This window comes from Streptomyces sp. NPDC020192 (assembly GCF_044388685.1).
GTDB lineage: Bacteria > Actinomycetota > Actinomycetes > Streptomycetales > Streptomycetaceae > Streptomyces.
In genome coordinates this window covers 103,572-126,542 of the sequence record NZ_JBIRXG010000002.1, presented here as the reverse complement: position 1 = coordinate 126,542, position 22,971 = coordinate 103,572, and the positions used below count along the sequence as shown (strand labels likewise).

The following is a 22,971-nucleotide window of genomic DNA, read 5'->3' as shown; positions in this document are numbered from 1 at the left end:
GCGAGGGGCAGCACCGCAGATGACCACCACCGAGTCCCGGCCCACAGGACGCAAACCCGCCCAGCTCGTCGACATGTCCTGGGATCCGATCACCCGGATCATCGGCAACCTGGGCATCTACACGAAGATCGACTTCGCCAACCGGGAGGTCGTCGAGTGCCACAGCACCTCGTCGCTCTTCCGCGGCTACTCGGTGTTCATGAAGGGGAAGGACCCCCGCGACGCGGGCTTCATCACCTCCCGCATCTGCGGCATCTGCGGCGACAACCACACCACGTGCTCCAACTACGCCCAGCAGATGGCCTACGGCGTCAAACCGCCGAAGCTGGCCGAGCACATCACCAACCTCGGCGAGGCCGCCGAGTACATGTTCGACCACACGCTCTTCCAGGACAACCTGGTGTTCGTGGACTTCTGTGAGGCGATGGTCAAGGCCACCAACCCCGGGGTGCTGGCCCGCGCCGAGCGCACGGCCGCGCCCCGCGGGGACGTCCACGGGTACCGGACCGTCGCCGACATCATGAAGGCCTTCAACCCCTTCGAGGGCGAGGTCTACAAGGAAGCGCTGAAGATCAGCCGCGTCACCCGGGAGATGTTCTGCCTGATGGAGGGCCGGCATGTGCACCCCTCCACGATGTATCCGGGCGGTGTCGGCACGATGCCGCAGCCGAACACCTTCACCGACTACCTCTCCCGGCTGATGCGTGTCATCGACTTCGTGAAGAAGGCGGTGGCGATGAACGACGACGTCTTCGACTTCTTCTACGAGGCCCTGCCCGGCTACGAGGAGGTCGGCCGGCGCCGCGTCCTGCTGGGCTGCTGGGGCGCCTGGCAGAACCCGGACGTGGTCGACTACCGCTACGCGACGATGAACGAGTGGGGCCGGGCGATGTACGTCACGCCCGGCATCGTCGTGGACGGTGAGCTGGTCACGAACAACCTGGTCGACATCAACCTCGGCCTGCGCATCATGCTGGGCAGTTCCTTCTACGAGGACTGGGTCAACGAGCAGCCGTTCGTCACCCACGACCCGCTCGGCAATCCCGTCGACATGCGCCACCCGTGGAACCAGACCACCGTCCCGGTGCCGCAGAAGCGCGACTTCGACGGCAAGTACAGCTGGGTGATGAGCCCGCGCTGGCAACACCCGGAGACGGGACAGCACCTCGCGCTGGACACCGGCGGCGGGCCGCTCGCCCGGCTGTGGTCGACGGCGCTGAGCGCCCTGGTCGACACGCCGTACGTCAAGGCCACCGGCGACAGCGTGCGCATCTCCCTGCCCAAGGGCGAGACGCTGCCGGAGACCACGCTGGAGTGGCGCATCCCGAAGTGGAGCAACACCATCGAACGGGACCGCGCCCGGCCCTACTTCGTCGCCTACGCCGCCGCCATGGCCCTGCAGTTCCTGGAGGAGGCGATGGGGATGCTGCACTCCGGGGACACCAAGGTGTTCGAGAACTTCGAGGTGCCGGACGAGGCGATCGGCTGCGGCTTCCACGAGGCCGTGCGCGGTGTCCTCTCCCACCACCTGGTGATCAGGGACAAGAAGATCGCCAACTACCACCCGTACCCGCCGACCCCGTGGAACGCGAGCCCCCGCGACATCTACGGCACCCCCGGCCCGTACGAGGACGCCGTGCAGGGCCAGCCGATCTTCGAGGAGAACGGTCCGGACGACTTCAAGGGCGTCGACATCATGCGCACGGTGCGCAGCTTCGACCCGTGTCTGCCGTGCGGTGTGCACATGTACATGGGCAAGGGCCGGACGCTGTCCACGGTGCACTCGCCGACGTACGGAGCGAATCATGGCTGACGCCGTACGGCTCACCGGCCCGGCGATCGAGGCGCGGCTGGCCCGGCTCGACGAGGTGCTCGCCGAGCTGGAGTCCGCACCCGGCCCGGCTCTGGAGGCGGTCTCGCTGCTGACCGAGGTCTACGGCGAGGCGCTAGCCCGGGTGCTGGACCGCGCCGACGCGCCGCTGCGGGCGGGCCTCGCCGAGGACGAGCTGGTGGGGCATCTGCTGGTGCTGCACGCGATCCATCCCGAGCCGCCGGAGCGCCGGGCGGCCCGCGCGGTCGAGCGGCTGCGGCCCGCGGTGCGCGAGCGCGGCGGCGACCTTCAGTGGGCCGGCCTCGACGGGAGTGTGGCCCGGGTCCGGCTGAGCACGGGCGGCGGGTGCGGGGCGGGATGCGGCGGCGGGGCCGGCGACGCCCTGGCTGCCGTCCGGGCGGCGGTGCTGGCCGTGGCACCCGAGCTGACGGCCGTGGCCCTGGTGCCGGAGGCCGCCGGGCGGCGGACGGCTCCGGCGTTCGTCCCGCTGGCGACGGTGACCCACCGCGCGGCACGGCCGCAGGAGGCGCGGTGACCACGGCCGGGGCGCTGGCCCGGGTCATCCGGTCCGCCGCGGACCGCGCGGCGGCCGCCGAGGCCGAGCGCTGCGACCTGTGCGCCGCTCCCGTGGCCGACGGCCACCCGCACCTGTACGAGACCGGTGCGGCCGCCGTGCGGTGCGTGTGCGCGCCGTGCTCGGTGCTGTTCCCCGGGGACGCGGCGGGCCGGTACCGGCTCGTGCCCCGGCGCCGGGTCCGGCTGCCGTCCGTGGACACGGCGGTGCTGGGCGTGCCCGTGGGGCTGGTGTTCTTCGTACCGCACGCGGACGGCACGGTCACCGCCCAGGGCCCGAGCCCGGCCGGGGCCATGCGCTGGGAGGTGGACGCGGCGGCCTGGCAGCAGCTGACCGCCGGGTGTCCGCGGCTCGCCTCCGTGGCACCCGAGGTGGAGGCGCTGCTGGTGAACACCGTGCGGGGCCTGGACGAACACTGGATCGTGCCGGTCGACGACTGCTACCGGATGGTCGCCCTCGTACGCCGTGAGTGGCGGGGGCTGTCCGGCGGCGGCCGGGTCTGGCCGGCCGTGGAACGGTTCTTCTCGGAGCTCACCGAGCGGTCGTGAAGCCGGAAAGGAGATGACCATGGGCAGCATCCGAGTGGGCCGAGCCCAGGCGAGGCCCGACACCCCCACGCACGTACCCGGTCTGCACCAGGGCAACAAGGGCCCGTACGGCCGGCAGGGCGGACACCACGAGGACGGCACCGCGGACGCGCGCCGCTCCACGGGGATCCATTCGAAGCGGCATGACGCCCTGCTGAAGGCCATGCCGAACATCTCACCGGGATGAGGGAACAGGAGTGACCGTGTTGAAGCGCTGCCCGACCGCGAGGTCGGCGATGTCCGGCCGCCAGGTGCTGATCGCCCAGGCGGCCGTGGTGGGCGGCCTGCTGCTGGCTCTGTTCATCAGGCAACTGCCCAGTGTAAGGCGTGAGTTGAAGATCTACCGGATGACCGGTGGCCCGTGCGTCGACCGCCGCCACCGCTGAGGCGGCCGTGCACGAGTTGTCGATCGCGACCGCGATCGTGGAGCAGGCCGAGGAGATCGCCCGCGCCGACGGGGCCGGCGGCGTCTCGTCGGTGACGGTACGCGTGGGCGAGCTGTCGGGTGTCGTCCCCGACGCGCTGGACTTCGCCTTCGAGGTCGCCCGGAAGAGTACCGCGCTGGCCGCCGCCCGGCTGGTGGTCGAGCAGGTGGCCGCCCATGCGTACTGCGCGCCGTGCGCCGAGGAGTTCGCGGTCGGCATGCCGCCGTTCTTCTGGTGCCCGCGCTGCGACCGGCCCTCGCAGGACCTGCGCAGCGGGCGGGAGTTGGAGATCACGGGCGTCGAACCGGCGCGCTGAACGGGCGGCCGGCCCCCCACCCGGGGCCGGCCGCCTCGCCGGTTTCTCAGCAGATGCGGGGCAGTTGCTCGCCCAGCGGCAGGTCGACCACGCGGGTGCCGCCGAGGCCGGTGGCGACGACCACCATGCCGGGGTGATCGGCCACGCACGTGCCGATGCGGGCCGCACCGGTGCCCTGCGGATGGGACCGCATCTCCGCCAGCACGGCCTCGGCGTGCTCCGGGGGCACGAAGGCGACGAGCCGGCCCTCGTTGGCCACGTACAGCGGGTCCAGCCCGAGGAATCCGCAGGCATTGCGGACCTCGTCCGGGACCGGGACGGCCCGCTCGTCCAGCCGTACCCCGGTGCCGGAGGCGCGGGCGATCTCGTTCAGGGACGCGCCGAGCCCGCCGCGGGTCGGGTCGCGCAGGACATGGACGTCCCGGGTGACGTCCAGCATCGCCGCCACGAGGCCGGCCAGCGGCGCGGTGTCGGAGGCGATCTCGACGCCGAACTCCAGGCCCTCGCGCACGCTCATGACGGCGACACCGTGCAGGCCGATGGGTCCGCTGACGAGGACGGCGTCGCCGGGCCGGGCGCGCTGCGGGCGAATGTCGACCCCGTCGGGCACGAGGCCGACACCGGCGGTGGTGACGTACACGCCGTCACCGTGTCCGGCCTCGACCACCTTGGTGTCGCCGGTGGCGACGGTGACGCCGGCGGCCCGCGCCGCGGCGCCGATGGCCCGGGCGACGCGCCCGACGACGCTGATCTCCACCCCCTCCTCCAGGACGAAGGCGGTGGAGAGGAAGGCGGGCCGGGCGCCGCTCATCGCCAGGTCGTTGACCGTGCCGTTGACGGCCAGGTCGCCGAGGCTGCCGCCGGGGAAGAACAGCGGCCGCACCACGTAGGAGTCGGTGGAGAAGGCCAGCCGGGTGCCGGCGAGGTCGAGGACGGCCGAGTCGGTGAGGGCGGCCAGGGTGGGGTTGCCGTAGGCGGGTGCGAAGACCTGCTCGATCAGTTCGGCGGACAGGGCACCGCCTCCGCCGTGTCCCATGACGACGACCGGCTGGTCGCGCAGGGGGGCGGGGCAGGTCCAGTTCGCGGGGTCGACGGCCGCGTCGGTGGCCAGGTCAGCCAACGGGGTTCACCTCCGTCTGCAGGATGCGGGCCCCCTGTCCTGCCGGGCCGTCGGACATCCGGCGATACAGGTAGTAGGCCGCGCAGGCGCCCTCGCTGGAGACCATGGTGGCTCCGAGCGGGGTGCGCGGTGTGCAGGCCGTGCCGAACGCCTCGCATTCGGTCGGCTTGATCAGCCCCTGGAGCACCTCGCCGGCCCGGCACACGGCGGGCTCCTCGGTGCGGATGCCGGTGACGTCGAACCGGTGCTCGGCGTCGTACGGCCGGTAGGCGTCGGACAGCCGCCAGCCGCTGGCGGGGATCCGGCCGATGCCGCGCCAGTTGCGGTCGGTGACCTCGAAGACCTCCTCCAGCATGCGCAGGGCCGCGGGGTTGCCCTGTTCGCGTACGGCGCGCGGGTAGGCGTTCTCCACGAGGTGCTCGCCGCGCTCCAGCTGGCGCACGGCACGGCGGATGCCCTCCAGGATGTCCAGGGGTTCGAAGCCGGTCACGACGATCGGCACCCGATGCCGGTCGGCCAGGCCGGGATACTCGGCGGTGCCCATCACGCTGCACACGTGCCCGGCGGCGAGGAAGCCCTGCACCCGGCACTCCGGTGCCGTCATGATGGCCTCGATCGCCGGCGGGACCCGGACGTGGGAGACCAGCAGGCTGAAGTTGCCGACACCGAGACGGCGGGCCTGGTGGACGGCCATCGCGTTGGCGGGGGCGGTCGTCTCGAAGCCGATTGCGAAGAAGACGACCTCGCGGTCCGGGTTCCTCCGGGCGAGGTCGAGGGCGTCCAGCGGCGAGTACACGACGCGTACGTCACCGCCCTCGCCCTTGACCCGGAACAGGTCGCGGTCGGTGCCGGGCACGCGCAGCATGTCCCCGAAGGAACAGAAGATCACCTCGGGGCGGGCGGCGATCTCCAGGGCCTTGTCGATGACGTCGAGCGGGGTGACACATACCGGGCAGCCGGGGCCGTGGATCAACTCGACCTCGTCCGGGAGCAGTTGGTCGATGCCGTGGCGGATGATGGAGTGGGTCTGGCCGCCGCACACCTCCATCAGCGCCCAGGGCCGGGTGGCCGTGGCGCGGATCTCGTCAAGCAGCCGCCGGGCCAGCGCGGGGTCGTTGAACTCGTCGATGTACTTCACCGGGCCTCACTCCCGTTCCGCTGCCGTGCCGCCTGCTCCCAGGCGTCACCGAACTCCTCTTCCAGCAGCCCCAGTTGTTCGAACAGCTCCAGGGATGCGCGGGCCGACTCCTCGTCCAGGCGCTGGAGGGCGAAGCCGACATGGACGATGACGTACTCCCCCGCCCGCACGTCGGGCAGGTATTCCAGGCATGCCTGTTTGCGCACACCGCCGAAGTCGATCAGTCCGGTCAGTGGACTGGCATCGCGGTCGATGGACACGACCTTGCCGGGCACTGCGAGACACATGGGTCACTCCGTCCGTCGGTTCCTTGCCGTTCCCGCGACCAGGAGCTGACCGAGCGCCAGTCCTCCGTCGTTCGGGGGGACTTCGCCGTGTCTGAGGACCGTGAAGCCGTCGGTGGCCAGCAGCGCGGTGCACTCCTGCTCCAGCAGGCCGTTGGCGAAGACGCCGCCCGTCAGCGCGACCGTGCGCAGGCCGGTGTCGGCGCGGGCGCGGCGGCAGATCCGGGCGACTGCATGCGCGACACCCCGGTGGAAGCGGGCGGCGAGCACCGGTGCGGGGGTGCCGCGCCGCCGGTCCGCGAGCAGGTCCCGCAGCATCGGCGCGGGGCTGCACACAATGACATCCCTGCCGGTGACGCCGAAGGGGTACGCCACCGCGTCGTGGTCCGCGGCCTGGAGTGCCGCCGCCTCCAGCTCCAGCGCGGCCTGCGCCTCGTACCCCGCCCGCTGGCACACTCCCGCCAGGGACGACACCGCGTCGAACAGGCGGCCCATGCCGGACGTCGGGACGCATGCCGTCCGCCGGGTCAACTGCTGCCGTAGCAGGCTGAGTTCGGCCTCGGTGCAGGCCCGCACGCTCGGCAGGTCCGGCTCCCAGGCCAGCCCGGCCGCCCACAGCCTGGCCAGCGCCTGCCGGCACGGGTTGGCCACGCCCGCGTCCCCGCCGGGCAGCGGGGCGGGCGCCAGATGCGCGTAGCGCCGGTATCCGCCGTAGTCGGCGAGCAGGACCTCGCCGCCCCACACGGTGCCGTCGTCGCCGTACCCGGTGCCGTCGAAGGCGACCCCGATGACGGGGGTGGTGCCGTCCAGGCCGTGTTCGGCCATCGCGGAGGCGATGTGGGCGTGGTGGTGCTGGACCTGCCGCAAGGAGCCGCCCGGCAGCCCGGCGGCACGGTGCCGGGCCTGGCGGGTGGAGTGGTAGCCGGGATGCCGGTCGGCGGCGACGAGGGCCGGAGTGACCCCGGTCAGGCGGGTCAGGTGCCGCTCAGCGTGCTCGGCAGCCTCCAGGGCGGCCAGTTCGCCCATGTCGCCGATGTGCGGCCCGAGCCAGGCGTGGTCGCCCTCGCCCAGGCAGAGGACGTTCTTCAGGTCGCCGCCGACCGCGAGCGTGGGGCGGACCGGGACCGGCAGCCGCAGCGGGCGCGGCACGTATCCGCGGGAGCGGCGCAGCACCTGGGTGCTGCCGTCGGGGCGCACCCGCAGCACCGAGTCGTCGCAGGGGCAGGCGATGGGCCGGTCGTGGGTGAGCCAGGCGTCGGCGAGCCCGGCAAGCCGGGTGAGCGCCTCGGTGTCGTCGGTGACGATGGGTTCGCCGGAGCGGTTGCCGCTGGTCATGACGAGCATGCGGGGGCCGGGGGGATCGCCGGGCAGCCCGAGCAGCAGCGTGTGGACGGGGGTGTAGGGCAGCATGACCCCCACGTGCGGGCTGCCCGGACAGACCTGGTCGGCGAGGCCGGGGCCGTCCGCCGGGGTGCGCCGGCGCAGCAGGACGACCGGGCGGTGCGGGCCGGTCAGGGCCGCGCGCTCCGCGTCGGAGACGACCGCGATCCGCTCGGCCGTGGGCAGGTCCGCGCACATCACCGCGAAGGCCTTGCCGCCCCGTTCCTTGCGGCCGCGCAGGGTGGCCACAGCCTGGGCGTCGGTGGCGTCGCAGGCCAGGTGGTAGCCGCCGAGTCCCTTGACGGCGATGATCCGCCCGGCGGCCAGCAGCACCCGCGCCGCCGCGAGGGCTTCCGCGTCCCGGGCCGGGCGCACCCCGAGGCCGTCGGCGGGGATCAGGGCGAGCCTCGGGCCGCAGTCGGGACAGGCGACGGGCTGGGCGTGGAAACGCCGGTCGGTAGGGGCGCCGTACTCGCGGGCGCAGGCGGGGCACATCGGGAAGCCGGCCATGGTGGTCGCCACGCGGTCGTACGGCATTCCGGTGGCGATGGTGAACCGGGGGCCGCAGTGGGTGCAGGTGACGAACGGGTGCCGATGGCGCCGGTCGGCCGGATCGGCCAGTTCACGAAGGCAGTCGGCGCAGGTGGCGGTGTCGGGCGGGAGCTGGGTGCGGCCGCCGGCCCGCTCGGTGGAGCGGATGGCGAAGGGACCGGTGTCGCCCGTCGCGGGCAGGTCCGCACAGTCGACGGCGGTCACGGTGGACAGGGGCGGCGGCTGCTCGGCGAGGCGGACGCAGAAGCGGTGCACCTCCTCCGCGGGGCCCTCGATCTCGATGTGCACGCCGTCGCCGGTGTTGCCGACGAATCCGGCGAGGCCCAGTCCGGCGGCGAGGCGGTGCACGTACGGCCGGAAGCCGACCCCTTGCACGGTGCCCCGCACGATGACGACGCGGCGCACCAGGCCGGCGGCGGGGGCGGTCATGCGAGGGGGGCGGAGGTGGCGGAGTGATGGCCGTGCGGACGCGGGGCGAGGGGCGGGCGGTGCGGGGTGCCGTCCCGGGCGGCGAGGGCGCGGTCCAGGAGGGTGTCGACACCGGCGCCGGTGCGGGCGCAGGACCGGACGATCTCCACGCCGGGGTTGACCCGGTGCACGTTCGTCCGGAAGGCGCTCTCGTCGAAGCCGGCAGGCTCGGCGAGGTCGGTCTTGGTGATGACGACCAGATGGGCCGAGCCGAACGCGGTCGGGTACTTCAGCGGCTTGTCCTCCCCCTCGGTGACCGCCATCAGCACGATCCGCAGGGTCTCGCCGAGGTCGTACGCGGCGGGGCAGACGAGGTTGCCGACGTTCTCCACGAAGAGCAGCCGGGTGTCCGGCGGCAGCCAGCCGTCCAGCCGGGCGCGCACCTGGCGGGCCTCCAGGTGGCACAGTCCGTCGGTGAGCAGCTGCTGGACGGGCGCCCCGGACCGGGCGAGCCGTACGGCGTCGTTCTCGGTGGCGAGGTCCGCGGTCAGCGCGACCACCGGCACACCCCGCCCCACCGCGCGGGCCAGGACCCGGCCGAGGAGTTCGGTCTTGCCGCTGCCGGGACTGGACAGCAGGTTGACGACGCTCACGCCCTGCCCGGCGAGGTCGCCGCGCAGGCCCGCGGCCAGGTCGTCGTTCTTGGCCAGGACGGCCTGGCGGACGTCGGACCGGCACATGGGCGCTGCTCCTCGAATACGGCGGCGGGGACCGGGCCGCATCGGATGCGGCCCGGGATCTCACCGATCTTCGGCTCCGCCGGCCGCGCCGCCGGGCAGCGCAGCCGGTCGCGGGGGCCCGGATTCCACCGGGCGGCCCAACGCGGGGACGCGTCCGGCGGGGACAGGGCGGCCCGACTTGGGCGCGGGCCCGGCGGGGATCGAGTGGCCCGACGCCGAGATGGGCATGGGACCGGCGGGGTCGGCGAGCAGGGCTGGGATCAGGGTGTGCAGGGCGGCCACGGCATGGTCGACGGCCGCCCGGACCGGTGTGCTGAGCCCGGGGAGGATGTCGTCGTCCCCGCTCGGCAGCACGGCGGGCTCGCAGGCCAGCAGGAGAACCCGGGGCAGTGGCTCGTCGCCCAGGTGCCGGGCCAGGGCGAGCACCTTCGCGGGGTCCATGCCGTGGGCCTCGGGTACGACGGTGGCGTCGGGCGGTTCGGTCTCGATCAGGGTGAGGGTGCCGGGGTGGTGTCCGCGCCGCGCGGTGTCGACGAGGACGGCGGTGTCGTATCCGTCGAGCAGGTCATAGGCGAGGTCCATGCCTCGGATGCCGTAGTCGCGCACGCGCACCTGGGACGGCAGCGGGCGCTGTGCGAGGGCGCGGATCACCTCGGGGCCGAAGGCGTCGTCGGCGAGGAAGACGTTGCCGACGCCCGCCACCAGCAGGCGGGCCGTCACCGGACGTCCCCGGCGGGCGCGGCCAGAGGCCGGGGCGAGCCGGAGGGTGTCTTGCGCACGAAGGCCGAGCGCAGCGCGTGGTAGGGGGCCCGCGGGTCGAAGAAGAGGGCGTGCATGCGGGCGAGTTCGGCCGCGCGGTAGTCCGCGAGGGGACGCTCGTGTTCGTCCGCGGCGCGGGCGGCGGCCTTGTCGGCGATCCGCCGGTCCAGGCCGGGTGCGGCGGCGAGTCGGGCCGCGAGCCGTTCGACCTCGGCCGGGAAGGCACCGGTCGTGGCGGGTACGAGCCGGTCCACCAGTCCCAGCCGCGCGGCGGACGCGGCGCTGACGGGCAGTGCCTCGGTGGTCAGCCGCCCGGCCTGCTCGGCTCCGGCGCGGCGCGGCAGGGTGTAGGTCCAGAACTCGGAGCCGTACAGACCCATGCGCCGGTAGTGCGGGTTGAGGACGACTCCGGTGCGGCACCACACCTCGTCGGCGGCGAGGGCGAGCATGGCTCCGCCGGCCGCCGCGTTGCCCGCGAGGGCGGCCACCACCAGCCGGTCGGTGGTGCGCAGCACCGCCTCGACCAGGTCGTCCATGGCGTTGAGGTTGGTCCACGACTCCTCGGCCGGGTCGGGGGCCGCCTCGATGACGTTCAGATGGATGCCGTTGGAGAAGAAGTCGCGCTCCCCGCCGAGCACGAGGACCCGGGTGGGGCGGGTCAGCGCGTACCGGTAGGCGGCGAGCAGCCGGCGGCACTGGTCGGCGCTCATCGCGCCGCCGGGGAAGGTGAAGCCCAGGAAGCCGGTGTCGCCGCGCTGCCGGTAGCGGATGTCGGTCCAAGTGCGCCGACCGGCCGGCAGTTCCAGCGGGGCGGCGGCGTCCGGGAGGCGCAGGCCGGGCTCCCAGGCTGCGAGGACGGAGGCGGCCGGGCGCCGGAAGGGTGCGGGGTCGCCGGAGCTCTTGCGGGGGCGCAGTTCCGGGATCCAGACGGCGCCGTCCCGCGTGGCCCGGCAGACGGCGCCCGCGCGCTGTGCCAGCAGTTCGCCGGGCCGGCCGCGCAGCTCGTCCTCGGGGTGCCCGCCGTGCAGGAACACCTCTCGTCCGAGGAGCTCGTCCAGGACGCCGGGCTGCGAGTCGGCACCGCGGAGTTTGCGCAGGACCGTCCCGGTGTCGTCGCCTGCCCAGTCGATGCGGCGCCGCTCCTGCTTCAGAGCGTCCTGCCAGACCACACTGACGGACTCGTCGGTCTGCGGGCGGGGCTTGTAGGACCCTTTGGCGTAGCGCCGTACGGCCGTGAGGACGGCGGTGACGGCGGCGTCGGAGACCTCGTTGCGGTACAGGTTGCTCTTGCCGACGGGTTGTACGGGGAACGCCTGCGCGGCCCAGATGGCGCCTGCGTCCATCGCCGCCTCGGCCTGCAGGACGGTCACTCCCCACTCCGCCGCCTGTCCGTCGATGGCCCAGTCCAGCGCGGACGGGCCGCGGTCGCCGGGCGGCCCCGGGTGCACGATCAGGCAGGTGTGCTCGCGCCACACGTCCTCCGGCAGGGCTGTTCTGAGCATCGGCGCGACGACCAGATCCGGCCGCGGGTCGCGCACGGTGGCCCGGACCGGGCCGGGGCCGTGCGAGGCGAGGACGACGTCGACGTGGTGACCGAGATCCGACAGTTCGGCGTACAGACGCTGGGAGAGGCTGTTGAACGCGCTGGCCACGAGCAGAATGTTCATGACATGCGATGGTCGTCGCTGTTCCGGGTGCGGTGAAGGACCGCGGCGGCGTTTCGTCGGCGCGGCTCAGGTCATTTCCTCCATCCGGATCGCCTGGCGCAGGTCCTCGAACGCCTGAGAAGTGTGCCGCACCCGCGTGTCGCTCGCTCACCCCGGGGAACCCAGTGTTCTCGGCATGGACGGCCGACCGGGGAGAGCCTGGGAGAACTTCATCCGGAAAGGACCGGCCTCATGCGGCACGACGAGATGATCGCAAAGGTGCAGGCACTCGCCCAGTTGCCCGACCGGGGGTCGGCCGAGCGGGCCGCGCACGCCGTGGTGTGCACACGGTCGGAGCGGCTGCCGTCCGGCCTGGCCCGGCATGTGGCCGCTCAACTGCCGCCCGACATGGCAGCGGCGATGCGGGAGGCGGCCGACGCCTGCGCGGGTGCCGACGCCGGCACGGCGGCCGAAAGGTTCGGGCTGACCGCGTTCGCCGGCCGTATAGCCGGCCGGGCGGGCACAAACGAGGACACGGCGCTGCGGGAGGCCGCCGCCGTGCTGGAGGTGCTGGACGCCGCCGTCGCCCCGGAACTGACCGAGCGGATGGCGGCCGCGCTGCCCGCGGACATCCGCGCGCTGCTGCCGGTGGGCCGGGCGGCCGAAGAGACCGAGGGCACCGAGGGCACCGGGAACACGGGCTGAGCCGGGGCGGCGGCCGGCCGGTGCGGGCGCGCGGCGCGGTGGCGGGGGCTGCCAGATCCGGACCAGCTCATCGGCCGCCGTCAGGCGGGTCCCGGTGGCCGCTCAGCGACGGCCGGCCGGGAAACGGCCCGGCGGCGGTGGCGAGCGTGGTGGGGGGCCGGAGGGCGGACGATCCACCGGTCCTCGACCTGGTCGAGGCCGAACAGCAGAAACGTCAGGACGGGCAGCGGCAGAACCGCGACGATGATCACTGGAGGCTCTCCCTCCGCGCGGGGACATCTCCCGAGTCCCCCGGTCCGCGGGCACCCGCCGTCCGCCGTTGTGAAGGTCCTGTGACCGTCTTCTGCGGTCCCCGGTCACAGGCGATGATCTGTCCGACAGGTGAGCAGGCGAGGACCGCCGGGGCGGGCGGGTGTGCGGAGGGGGACGCGTGGAGGCTGGGATCGGCATGGAGGCGGTGGCCGGGCGGGTCGCCCCGTTGGTCGGCCGGGACGCCGAACTCGCGGCACTCGAAGCGGTGTTGGCGGGCGGTGGCGAGCGCGGGACGCCGTCGGTGGTGGACGTCACCGGGGAGGCCGGGATCGGCAAGAGCCGGCTGCTGAGCGAGGTGGCCCGACGGGCGCGGCAGCGCGGGTTCACGGTGCTGCGCGGACGGGCAACGGAGTACGAACGGCATCTGCCCTTCCAGCCGTTCACGGACGCCTTCGCCGACCTCGACCCGCGCGCACCGGAGGGTTTCGCCGCGCTCGCCGACGCCGCTCCCGTGCTGTACGGCTCTGTACGGAGCGGGGTGGAACGGTTCCGGCTGCACCGGGCGACGGCCGCACTGCTGTCCCATGTCAGCGGCCCGGGGCTGCTGTTGGTGCTGGACGACCTGCACTGGGCGGACCCGGCGTCCTGGGATCTGCTGGACCATCTGGTACGGCACCCCGCGCCCGGCCCCGTCGTCCTGCTCGTCGCCCGCCGGGCCCGGCAGAGTCCGGCGCCGCTCGCCGCGTCGCTGACCCGGGGCGTCGAGGCCGACACCGTGCTCCGGCTGGACCTCGGCCCGCTGCCCCGGCAGGCGTGCGCCGAGCGCCTCGCCCCCGATCTGGCGCCCGCGGAGCTGGACCGGCTGCACACGGCGAGCGAGGGCAACCCGCTCTATCTGCTGGCCCTGTTGCACGCCCACCGGACGGCAGGCACCCAACAGGCCCTGCCCGCAGTGGGGTTGACGTCTCTGCTGCTGGAGGAACTGAGCCCGCTGGCCGAGGAGCAGCTGCGCGCGCTGGAGACGGTCGCGATCCTCGGTGACCAGGCGACCCCCGCTCTGGTGCGGGCGGTCAGCGACCGCCCCGAGGCCGAACTGCTGGACGACCTGGGCGTGTTGGCGCGTCGCGATCTGCTGCGCTCCGGCCCGGGCGACCGGCTCGCGCTGCGCCATCCGGTGCTGCGGTCGCTCGTCCATGACGAGATGGAGCCGTGGCGGCGGGCCGCCGTGCATCGCCGGGCCGCCGCCGCACTGGCCCGGACGAGCGCCGCCGCGGCCGAGCAGGCGCACCATGTGGAGCGGGCGCTGACCGGCTGGGACCCGGATGCGGCGGGCGTACTCGTTCGGGCCGCCCGGCAGACCGCGCGGACGGCGCCGGCGAGCAGCGCGCACTGGTGGGAGGCGGCGCTGCGCCATCTACCGCACACCGCGGAGCACGCGGGCCGGCGCCGGGGCTGGATGCTGGAGCGGGCCCGGGCGCTGGGCGCCGCCGGGCGGCTGCGGGACAGCCGTGACCTGCTGCACGAGGTGATCGCCCTGGCACAGGGGCCGGACGACGCCTCGGTGCGGGTGCCGGCCGTGGTGAGTTGCGCGGACATGGAGCGGCACCTGGGCCGGTACGCGGAGGCGGTCGCGCTGCTGCGCCGGGAGCTGGAGCGACGGCCCGGCCCGGCTCCGGCCGACGTGGTGGCGCTGGGCCGGGAGCTGGGCTCGTCGGCGTCCCGGGCCGCCGCCTACGGGGAGGTCCGGGCGACCGTCGTACGGGCGCTCGCGGCGGCCCGGTCACTGGGCGACGAGGTGGCGGAGGCCGGTGTCCTCGCGGTGTCCGCGCTGGGCGAGGCGTACGAGGGTGACATGGCGGCGGCGCGCCGGGACGCCCTGCGGGCCGCCGCGCTGGTGGACGCGCTGCCCGACGACGATCTGACCGGGCTGTGCGAGCCGCTCGCCCGTCTGGCCTGGGCGGAGACACTGCTGGAGGCCTTCGCCGACGCGGGCCGGCACGCCGACCGGGGTCTCGCCGTCGCGCGGTGCACCGGCCAGGTGGCCCAACTGCCGTATCTGCTGCTGGCGAAGGCGCACATCGGCAATCAGACCGGCGAACTGCGCACCGCACTGGAGCAGGTCGCGGAGGCCGAGGACGTCGCGCGCGGGCTGGGCAGTGACGAGGCGCTGTCGTTCGTGATGGCGCTGAAGGCGCAGGTGCTGACCGCCGCCTGCCCGCCCGGCGATCCGGCTCCGGTGGCCGCGGCGCGCGAGGCGGTGGCCGTGTCGGGGCCGGGCGTGGACTGGTGGGCGTCGACGGCGTGGAGCGTGCTCGGCTACACGGCGTTCCTCAGCGGCGATCCGGAGGGCGCGCGGGACCTGGTGCTGCGAGCGGGCGGGCCCGGTCTGGAACGCTTTCCGCCCTCCCGGCACCTGCTCTTCCTCGAGATCCTGGTCCGGGCCTGTCTGGCCCTCGGAGACCTGCCGGGCGCCCGTGCGCACGAGGGACGGGCCCGCGAGATCGCCGGCCGGCTGGACCTGCCGCTGCAACGGGCGCTGGCGCTGCGCATCTCCGCGCAGTTCGCGGTGGCGGAGGGCCGGCCGGGAGACGCCGCCGGGCTGCTGACCGAGGCCGCCGCCGAGTGCGAGCGGTCGGGGGCGCGGTTCTGGGAGGCGTACTCGCTGCTGCTGGGCGCCCCGCTGATGGCGGCTTCGCCCCGGCATGCCGCCCGGGCCGGGCAGGCCTGGCGGCGCGGCCGGCGCCTGGCGCTGGACGGGGGTGCCGCCGCGCTCGTGGGCCTGGCCGACGCCACCCGGAACGCCGTACTCGGCGCGTCGGACCGGCCGGCCGCGCCGCTGGCCGGGCTCACCGCGCGCGAACGGGAGATCGCCACGCTGGTCGCCGAGGGACTGACCGGCAAGGACATCGCGGCCAAGCTGGTGCTCAGCACGCGCACGGTGGAGACCCATCTGTCGCGCATCTACCGCAAGACCGGCGTGTCGTCCCGTACCGCGCTCGCCGCGCTCGTGCCCCGGCCCGACGAGGCATCGGGGCCGCACTCGCCGTACCAGGGGCTGCGGGCCACGGAGTGAGGCCCGAACGCCTTCGTACTCCCCGGATACGTAGGAAGTTACGTGGTCACACGGACGTAGGAGCCCGCTGTGATCTGCGAGATTGACCGGTGACCGGCGGTTGTTGGATCTCCGGGACGAGGGCGGAACGGAACGGAGAACGGTGGGAAACGCAGGGACGCGAAGGCACGGCGGGCGCGCGGGCGCCGCGCTGGCCGTCTGCGGGGTGCTGCTCGCGGGGTGTTCGGGCTCGGACGGCGGCAGCGGCGGGTCGGGGACGGCGAACCCGTCCGCGTCGGGTTCGGTGAGCGCGCGGGCGAGCGACGGCGGTACGGCCGAGACCACACCACGCTTCACGGCCGATCCGGCGAAGCTGCCCAGGACCCGGTCCGCGGCGCTGGAGTTGCTGCGTGCGGTGACCGCCGGCCCGGACAGCTACGGGCCGGGCTACACCAAACGCAGCCCGTTCGAGAGCGACCCCGCCGACTGGCCGGTGCTCGGCACCGACTGTGTGTGGCAGCAGCAGGCGCTGCCCGGTGACGTGCTGGCCAGCCTCACCCGTTACAGCAGGCTCCCGGCCGGCGGCGGCAAGGGCGAGGTGCACACCGCGGCGACCGTGACCGTCCACCGCACCGCAGCACAGGCCGACCAGGAGATCGCCGAGACGCTCGAGGAGGCGCTGCGCTGCCCCGACCAGCAACTGCGCGCCACCGAGCGGATCTCCGGGCTGAACTCCGTGGGCGCAGGGTACGGCTCGAACGGCAACGTGTCCGCCGACGACTACCTGCAGGAGGTGGGCAGTTACCTCAACCCCGCCCTGGACAAGGGCCCGTTGTTCTATCTGTGGGATCAGGTGCGGCTCGGGCCGGTGACGATCGCCGTCGCCGTCCAGGGCGGCAAGGGCTTCCAGCAGGCCGATCTGCTGACCGTGCAGGCGCGGGCGGTCGCGGACATGGAGACCGGAGTGCGCAACCAGCTGGGGGCACCGAAGTGATCGACCGTTCGCTGCGTCCGTCCGACCCGTCCTTCGTCGGCGGCCACCGGCTGCTCGCCCGGCTCGGCGAGGGCGGCATGGGTGTGGTCTACCTGGGCCGTACGGAGTCCGGGGCGCTCGCCGCCGTCAAGGTGATCCAGGCGCAGTTCGCGCACGACGAGGAGTTCCGCGTCCGGTTCCGCCGCGAGGTGCGGGCCGCCCAGAAGGTGGCGAGCCCTTGGGTGGTGAAGGTGACCGGCGCGGACGCCGAAGCCGAACAGCCGTGGCTGGCCTCGGCGTTCGAGCCCGGCCCCGCCCTCGCCGACGCCGTACGGCGGCACGGCCCGCTGCCCTCGCGGGCCGTGCGGGTGCTCGGCAAGATGCTGGCGCGGGCGCTGGCCTCGGTGCACGAGGCGGGTCTGGTCCACCGGGACGTGAAGCCGGGCAACATCCTGCTGGCCGTCGACGGCCCGCGGCTGATCGACTTCGGCATCGCCCGCTCCCCGCACGACACCGCTGTCACCTCCACCGATCTGGTCGTGGGCACCCCGGGCTTCCTCTCCCCCGAGCAGGCGGCGGCCGGGGATCTGTCCCCCGCGAGCGATGTGTTCTCGCTGGGCTGTGTGCTGGCGTACGCGGCGACCGGACGGCCGCCGTTCGGCACCGGGGCGACCGACGCCCTGCTCTACCGGACCGTGCACGACGAGCCCGATCTCGACGGCGTGGACGAGGAGTTGGCTGCGGTGCTGGCCCGCTGCCTGGCCAAGGATCCCGCCGCCCGGCCGACACCGGCCGAACTGGACGCGGCGCTGGTGGAGGACGTGCCGTCGGGGACCGCCGACTGGCTGCCGGCCGATGTGGTCCGCATGATCGCCGAACGGTCGGCGCAGATGCTCGCGCTGCCCGAGATCGAGGCCACCCTCGCCGAGCCGCCGGCCGTCAGGGCTCCCTCCCGCCGGGGTTTCCTCACGGCCGCGTCCGCCGGGGCGGCCGTCCTGGCCGTCGGCGGCGGGGCGGCGGCCTGGGCCGCGCTGCGCGGCACCCCCGACGGGTCGGGCAGACCGGCCGCGCCCGGCTGGGCGATCGGGGTGCAGGCCGATCTCAGCGGTCCCGGCAAGTCGGCCGGGCAGGCGCAGGAGCAGGGCGCGCGGCTCGCCGTGGAGCAGTTCAACGCCCGCCGCGACAAGCCGTTCACACTGGAGCTGCGCACCGCCGACGACCGCGGCGACACCGGCCGCGCGACCACGGCGGCACGGCAACTGGCCGACGACAAGGACGTGTTGGCGGTGATCGGGTCGAGCACGGACGTCACCACACAGGCCGCGCTCCCGGTGTACGACGCGGCCCTGCTGCCCCTGCTGAGCATGTCCGCCGGGCAGAACCTGTTGCAGAACACCCGCTCCTTCCTGCGCGGCCGCCCGCTGCACAACGCGGTCGCGATGAAGCTGGCGTTCCAGTGGGCGGCCACCAGCGCGGCCGGGCCCGTGGGGATGCTGCTGGACCGCAGCGGCGGTGACGTGTCCTGGATGACCATCCAGATGGTCAACCTGATCGTCCGCGAGTACGGCCGCACCACCCACCCCCGGGTCGTGCCCGCCGGTACGACCGACCTGAAGCCGGTGCTCGACGAGATGCGCTCGGCGGGCATCAAGGCCTTCGTGTACGCGGGCCCGCTCGACGGGGCGCTGCGCGCCGCCCGGGGCATGGCCGACTTCACGGGCCCCAAGTACGCGGCCGAGCCCGCCCTCGACACCCGCTTCGCCGCCGAGCCGACTGCCAACGGCTGGACGGTCCTGGCCAGCGCGATCGGCCCCGGCGCCGCCCAGGTCACCTCCTTCGCCACGGCGTTCCGTACCCGGTACGGGCACGCGCCCGGCTTCTGGGCGGCCGAGGGCTACGACGCGGCGAACCTGCTGATCCAGCAGCTGACCGCGACGAAGGGCGGGCGACCTGCGCGCAGGGACCTCATCGCGCCGCTTCAGAAGGCCAAGTACCGGGGTATCACACGAGAGTTCGTCTTCGACTCCAAGACCGTGGGGACCCCGATGCTCGCCACTCCGGCCAGCTTCGTCCACCAGGTGCGCGGCGGCGCCCTGCGCTACGTCGGCCCAGCCCCGGACAAGGCGCCCCTGCCCCGGGGCAAGTGACGGTGCGTCCGCTTCTCGCCGCCGACCCCGAGTCCATCGGCCCGTACCGGCTGCTCGCCCGGATCGGTGCCGGTGGCATGGGCGTGGTCTACCTGGCCCGCTCCGAGGGCGGCGCCCTGGCCGCCGTCAAGGTGATCCGGGCGGAGCACGCCACCGACCCCTCCTTCCGGGCCCGGTTCCGGCGGGAGGCGCGGGCGGCGGCGCGGGTCGACGGCCGCTGGACCACTCCGGTGCTGGCCGCCGACCCGGAGGCTCCCGAGCCCTGGCTCGCCACGGCGTTCGTGCCCGGCCCCTCGCTCGCCGAGATCGTCGCCGGGCACGGCCCGCTGCCCCCGGGCACGGTACGGGCGCTGGGGGCCCGGCTGGTCGAGGCGCTCGCCGCCGTGCACGCGGCCGGGCTCGTGCACCGCGACATCAAGCCCGGCAACGTCCTGCTCGCGCTCGACGGACCGCGGCTGATCGACTTCGGCATCGCCCGCGCGGGCGGTGCGACCGCGCTGACCGAGACGGACGTCGTGATCGGCACCCCCGGCTATCTGTCGCCGGAGCAGGCACGGGCCCGGGGCGGTGAACTGGGCCCGCCGAGCGACGTGTTCGCGCTGGGCTGTCTGCTGGCCTACGCGGCGGCGGGCCGGCCGCCGTTCGGCACGGGCCTGGCGGCGGCGGTGATCTTCCGCACCATCCACGAGGCACCGGACCTCACGGGCGTCCTGGACGAGCCGCTGCGCGCGCTGATCGCCCGCTGCCTGGCGAAGTCACCGGCCGCCCGTCCCACGGTGTCCGAACTCCGGGTCGCACTCGGCCACTTCGGCACCGACGACTGGCTGCCACCCGGCCTGCCCGCGATCATCGCCGAACGCTCGGCCCAGGTCCTGGAGCTGCCCGAGCCGCAGCGCGCCGAGCCGCCCACGCTCGCGGAGGAAGCACCCGCGCCGACCAGACGCCGCTTCCTGCTGCTCGGCACCTCGGCGGGAGTGCTCGCGGCGGGCGGGGCCACGGCAGCCTGGCTCGCCACCCGGCACTCCGCCGCCCCCACCGCCGTACCCTCCCGCACGATCGCCGTACACGCCGACCTGACCGGTCCCGGCAAGGCCCTCGGCGCGGCGGTCGAACGGGGCGTACGACTCGCCGCCGCGCAGCACAACGCGCGCGCCGACCGGCCCTTCGACCTCGTCGTCCGGGCCTACGACGACCGGGGCGAGGCCGACCGGGCACGGACGGTGGCCCGGCACCTGGTCGCCGCCGGGCGGGTGTCCACGGTGATCGGCCCGACCTCGGACACCACGGCGCTCGCCGTGCGGGACATCTACAACACGGCACACCTGCCGCTGGTGACGGCCTGGTCGGGCTCCGCCGATCTGTACGCCACGGCGTCCACCCCGCCCGCCGTGTTCCAGCTCCGCCCGTCGGACGACGCGATCGCCGCCCCGCTCGTCCACTACCTCGCCACCGTCCGCCCGGCCCCCCGCCGGGCACTGATCAACGACGGAGCGGCGAGGTACTACAGCTGGCAGATCTCCAAGTCCCTCGCCCAGTCCACCCTGCCGCACGGCACGGCCGTCACCGCCACGGTCTCCGCCGGCAGCGACGACTTCGGCCCCGCCGTCGCGCAAGCGATGTCGGCGCGTGCGCAGGCCGTCGTCTACTGCGGACGTTCGCCCCAGCGGGCCGCCGCCTGCGCCCGGGCCCTGCGCGCCGCCGGGTTCACCGGCACGGCCGCGGCGACGGAACCGGTCCTCGACGCCGCGTTCCTGGCCGCCGCGGGTACGGCGGCCGAGGGCTGGGTCTTCTCGGCCACCTTCGTGGACCCGGCCCGCCTGGACTCGGCCACCGGGTTCGTCCGGGCCTACGAGAAGCGGTACGCCGTGGACAGCGTCCCGGTCGGTGCCGCCGAGGCCTACGACGCCGCGGGGATGGTCACCACCGCGCTGACGGCCGCCGGGACAGGCCACGTGGACCCGGGAAACGTGGCCCACCGGCTGCGGGCCCTGTCGTACCGCGGCGTGACCCGCACCTTCGCCTTCGGCGCGAGCGACGGTGTGGTGCAGATGAACCCGGGCCTGTTCCTGTGGCGGGTGCAGAACGGCAAGCCGGTCTTCCTCGGGCAGTACCAGCAGGTCAGGAGCGCCTGAGGAAGCGGTCGCATCCGTCGCCCGGGCGCGTTGTACGAGGCCCTTCCGTGCCGTGCGCTTACGGTTCTCTCAATGTGACCGACCGTCAGCAGGGGTGACGGAGAGGAGCCGTAAGCGGTGGTGGGCGATGCGCGTCGGCGGACTCGGCGGACGGCGGGGCCGGGCGGACGGCGCCGGACGGGGGAGGTGCTGGGCAGCCGGCCGGCGTACTCCGTACGGCTGCCGCCCACCGCGCGCACCGAGCCGGTGCTGGTGGCCGAGCGGACGGTGCCGTGGCTGCGGGTCGCGGCGGCCTACGCCTGGCGGCTCATCCTCGTCGGCATCGTCGTCTATGGCATCTTCATCATCATCGGCAGCTTCCAGCTCATCGCCGTGGCCCTGTTCCTCGCGCTGATCATCACCTCCGTGCTGCGCCCGCTGACGGATCTGCTCAACCGGGTGCTGCCGCGACCGCTGTGCGTCGCCGTCGCGCTGGTGGGCAGCATCCTCGTCCTGCTGACGCTGCTGGCCCTGGTGGGCAACGCGGTGGCGGGCGAGTCGGGCCGGCTGGCGGGCGAGTTCCGGGGCGGCGTGCACCGGATCGAGCAGTGGCTGCAGCGGCCGCCGTTCCGGCTGAGCCCCGGCCGGCTCTCCGAGCTGCAGAGCCAGGTGACGCACTACATCTCCACGCACCGCGCGAGCCTGCTCAGCAGCGCGGTGAGCGGGCTGAGCCGGGCGGTCGAGGTGGTCACCGGGGGCGCGCTCGCGCTGTTCGCCTCGGTGTTCTTCATCCACTCCGGCGAGCGCCTGTGGGGCTGGATGCGCGACGAGCTGCTGCCGAGCGGTGCCCGGCCGGCCTGGGACCGGGCGGGGCGGGCGGCCTGGCGGGCCTTCGCCGGGTACACGCGCGGCATCATCATCGTGGCCGCCACCAACGCCGTACTCGTCGGGATCTCGCTGCTCGTCCTGCGGGTGCCGCTGGCGCTGCCGCTGACCCTGCTGGAGTTCTTCGCCGCGTTCGTGCCGCTGGTGGGCTCGCCGGTGGCGCTCGGTGTCGCCACGATCGTCGCACTGGCCGGGCGCGGACCGCTCACGGCCGTGGCGGTGCTGGCGCTGATCGTGGTGATCGGCCAGTTGGAGGGGCATGTGCTGCATCCGCTGGTGATGAGCTGGGCGGTACGGCTGCATCCGCTGGTCGTCGCTGTGTCGGTGATCGCCGGGAGCATCGTCGCGGGGGTCATCGGCGCCGTCGTGGCCGTACCGCTGGTCTCCGTCGTCTGGTCGGTGCTGCGTGCCCTGCGCGCGGTGCCACCGCCCGGTCCAACTCACCCGTGAGACAAGGAACTCACCGCCGATGGTGCGGCCGTCGTGTTGCCGCTCGGCTCAGCGCAGCGCCGCGGCCACGAGTCCGCGGATCTCCTGCTCGTGCACGCTGCCGCCGTTCACCAGCCGGTCGAAGACCAGGCCGTCCACGCAGGTCAGCAGCGTCACCGTACGCTCCTCCGCGTCCGCCACCCCCTGTGCGGCGAGGAAGTCGCGCACCGTCCGCCGGCCCCGGTTCTCGCGCGGCACCAGGATCTCGCGCAGTTCGGGGTGGTGCACGCTCTCGACGGCGCACGCGTAGCGCGCGAGCGAGCGTCTGCGTCCGTCCCCCGTGAGCCGTGCCCCGGCCAACGCGGCGATGCCCTCGGCCAGTTCGGCCGCCGTGCGCACCACCGGCACCCTGGCCCCCGCCTCCTCCAGCTCGGCCTGGTCGAGCGCCACCAGACGCCGTACCAGCGCCGTGAGCAGGGCCTGGCGGGTGCGGTAGTAGGCGGACGTGGTGCCGGGCGGGAGGTCCGCCGCCCGGTCCACGGCGCGATGGGTCAGCCCCCGCATGCCGGTGTCGGCGAGCACCGCGATGGCCGTGTCGGCGAGGAGAGTACGTCGGTCTGCGGTCACCCCCTCTTTCTACACCCCCGCTTCTACACC

General features: G+C 74.2%; 21 protein-coding genes. 12 read left to right on the top strand and 9 right to left on the bottom strand.

What is annotated here, in order from left to right:
* The first annotated feature begins 19 nt into the window (after nt 1-19).
* The 6 genes from ACH47Z_RS05000 to hypA are packed head-to-tail and all read left to right on the top strand — an operon-like array spanning nt 20 to nt 3,733.
* The gene (locus ACH47Z_RS05000; RefSeq protein ID WP_399070595.1) at nt 20-1,813 is read left to right on the top strand and encodes a nickel-dependent hydrogenase large subunit; all 1,794 of its coding nucleotides are present in this window, start codon (nt 20-22) and stop codon (nt 1,811-1,813) included.
* A complete protein-coding gene (locus ACH47Z_RS04995; RefSeq protein ID WP_399070593.1) occupies nt 1,806-2,366 on the top strand; it encodes a NifU family protein in 561 nt (186 codons plus the stop codon). The genes ACH47Z_RS05000 and ACH47Z_RS04995 overlap by 8 nt, the downstream gene beginning before the upstream one ends.
* On the top strand, nt 2,363-2,953 hold the full coding sequence (locus ACH47Z_RS04990; RefSeq protein ID WP_399070591.1) for a DUF5947 family protein: 591 nt from the start codon (nt 2,363-2,365) through the stop codon (nt 2,951-2,953). The genes ACH47Z_RS04995 and ACH47Z_RS04990 overlap by 4 nt, the downstream gene beginning before the upstream one ends.
* Nucleotides 2,954-2,972: 19 nt before the next feature.
* Nucleotides 2,973-3,179, top strand: coding sequence for a hypothetical protein (locus tag ACH47Z_RS04985; protein ID WP_399070589.1), 207 nt, complete (start codon nt 2,973-2,975; stop codon nt 3,177-3,179).
* Nucleotides 3,180-3,189: 10 nt separating this feature from the next.
* Nucleotides 3,190-3,378, top strand: coding sequence for a hypothetical protein (locus ACH47Z_RS04980; protein WP_399070588.1), 189 nt, complete (start codon nt 3,190-3,192; stop codon nt 3,376-3,378).
* A gap of 7 nt (nt 3,379-3,385) precedes the next feature.
* A complete protein-coding gene (gene hypA / locus ACH47Z_RS04975; RefSeq protein WP_399071365.1) occupies nt 3,386-3,733 on the top strand; it encodes a hydrogenase maturation nickel metallochaperone HypA in 348 nt (115 codons plus the stop codon).
* A 46-nt stretch (nt 3,734-3,779) separates the two neighbouring features.
* Here the strand turns inward: hypA and hypE are convergent, their stop codons facing one another.
* The 7 genes from hypE to ACH47Z_RS04940 are packed head-to-tail and all read right to left on the bottom strand — an operon-like array spanning nt 3,780 to nt 11,781.
* Nucleotides 3,780-4,853 carry a hydrogenase expression/formation protein HypE gene (gene hypE, locus ACH47Z_RS04970; protein WP_399070586.1) on the bottom strand — a complete coding sequence of 358 codons (1,074 nt, stop codon included), beginning with the start codon at nt 4,851-4,853 and terminating at the stop codon, nt 3,780-3,782.
* Complete coding sequence (gene hypD, locus ACH47Z_RS04965) at nt 4,846-5,991, bottom strand: hydrogenase formation protein HypD (protein ID WP_399070584.1); 1,146 nt, start codon at nt 5,989-5,991, stop codon at nt 4,846-4,848. The genes hypE and hypD overlap by 8 nt, the downstream gene beginning before the upstream one ends.
* The gene (locus tag ACH47Z_RS04960) at nt 5,988-6,278 is read right to left on the bottom strand and encodes a HypC/HybG/HupF family hydrogenase formation chaperone (protein WP_399070582.1); all 291 of its coding nucleotides are present in this window, start codon (nt 6,276-6,278) and stop codon (nt 5,988-5,990) included. The genes hypD and ACH47Z_RS04960 overlap by 4 nt, the downstream gene beginning before the upstream one ends.
* 3 nt (nt 6,279-6,281) lie before the next feature.
* Complete coding sequence (hypF, locus tag ACH47Z_RS04955) at nt 6,282-8,636, bottom strand: carbamoyltransferase HypF (RefSeq protein ID WP_399070580.1); 2,355 nt, start codon at nt 8,634-8,636, stop codon at nt 6,282-6,284.
* Complete coding sequence (gene hypB / locus ACH47Z_RS04950) at nt 8,633-9,355, bottom strand: hydrogenase nickel incorporation protein HypB (RefSeq protein WP_399070578.1); 723 nt, start codon at nt 9,353-9,355, stop codon at nt 8,633-8,635. The genes hypF and hypB overlap by 4 nt, the downstream gene beginning before the upstream one ends.
* A gap of 60 nt (nt 9,356-9,415) precedes the next feature.
* Nucleotides 9,416-10,075, bottom strand: a complete 660-nt coding sequence (locus tag ACH47Z_RS04945; RefSeq protein ID WP_399070575.1) for a hydrogenase maturation protease — start codon at nt 10,073-10,075, stop codon at nt 9,416-9,418.
* On the bottom strand, nt 10,072-11,781 hold the full coding sequence (locus ACH47Z_RS04940) for a hydrogenase maturation protein (protein WP_399070573.1): 1,710 nt from the start codon (nt 11,779-11,781) through the stop codon (nt 10,072-10,074). Before ACH47Z_RS04940 ends, ACH47Z_RS04945 begins: the two co-directional genes overlap by 4 nt.
* A 231-nt stretch (nt 11,782-12,012) precedes the next feature.
* On the opposite strand from ACH47Z_RS04940, the gene ACH47Z_RS04935 reads away from it, so the two are divergent.
* Complete coding sequence (locus ACH47Z_RS04935; protein WP_399070571.1) at nt 12,013-12,465, top strand: DUF2267 domain-containing protein; 453 nt, start codon at nt 12,013-12,015, stop codon at nt 12,463-12,465.
* Between the two features lie 80 nt (nt 12,466-12,545).
* Here the strand turns inward: ACH47Z_RS04935 and ACH47Z_RS04930 are convergent, their stop codons facing one another.
* Nucleotides 12,546-12,716 carry a hypothetical protein gene (locus ACH47Z_RS04930; RefSeq protein WP_399070569.1) on the bottom strand — a complete coding sequence of 57 codons (171 nt, stop codon included), beginning with the start codon at nt 12,714-12,716 and terminating at the stop codon, nt 12,546-12,548.
* A gap of 179 nt (nt 12,717-12,895) precedes the next feature.
* On the opposite strand from ACH47Z_RS04930, the gene ACH47Z_RS04925 reads away from it, so the two are divergent.
* The 5 genes from ACH47Z_RS04925 to ACH47Z_RS04905 all read left to right on the top strand — a co-directional run bounded on the left by ACH47Z_RS04925 (nt 12,896) and on the right by ACH47Z_RS04905 (nt 22,335).
* Nucleotides 12,896-15,790 carry an AAA family ATPase gene (locus ACH47Z_RS04925; RefSeq protein ID WP_399070567.1) on the top strand — a complete coding sequence of 965 codons (2,895 nt, stop codon included), beginning with the start codon at nt 12,896-12,898 and terminating at the stop codon, nt 15,788-15,790.
* A gap of 142 nt (nt 15,791-15,932) precedes the next feature.
* Nucleotides 15,933-16,763, top strand: coding sequence for a hypothetical protein (locus ACH47Z_RS04920; RefSeq protein WP_399070565.1), 831 nt, complete (start codon nt 15,933-15,935; stop codon nt 16,761-16,763).
* Complete coding sequence (locus ACH47Z_RS04915; RefSeq protein ID WP_399071363.1) at nt 16,763-18,889, top strand: bifunctional serine/threonine-protein kinase/ABC transporter substrate-binding protein; 2,127 nt, start codon at nt 16,763-16,765, stop codon at nt 18,887-18,889. The genes ACH47Z_RS04920 and ACH47Z_RS04915 overlap by 1 nt, the downstream gene beginning before the upstream one ends.
* A gap of 2 nt (nt 18,890-18,891) precedes the next feature.
* Nucleotides 18,892-21,021: a bifunctional serine/threonine-protein kinase/ABC transporter substrate-binding protein gene (locus tag ACH47Z_RS04910; RefSeq protein ID WP_399071361.1), complete on the top strand. Its 2,130-nt coding sequence runs from the start codon at nt 18,892-18,894 to the stop codon at nt 21,019-21,021.
* Between the two features lie 120 nt (nt 21,022-21,141).
* Nucleotides 21,142-22,335, top strand: a complete 1,194-nt coding sequence (locus tag ACH47Z_RS04905) for an AI-2E family transporter (protein WP_399070563.1) — start codon at nt 21,142-21,144, stop codon at nt 22,333-22,335.
* A gap of 48 nt (nt 22,336-22,383) precedes the next feature.
* Here the strand turns inward: ACH47Z_RS04905 and ACH47Z_RS04900 are convergent, their stop codons facing one another.
* A complete protein-coding gene (locus ACH47Z_RS04900; protein WP_399070561.1) occupies nt 22,384-22,941 on the bottom strand; it encodes a TetR/AcrR family transcriptional regulator in 558 nt (185 codons plus the stop codon).
* Nucleotides 22,942-22,971: the final 30 nt, after the last annotated feature.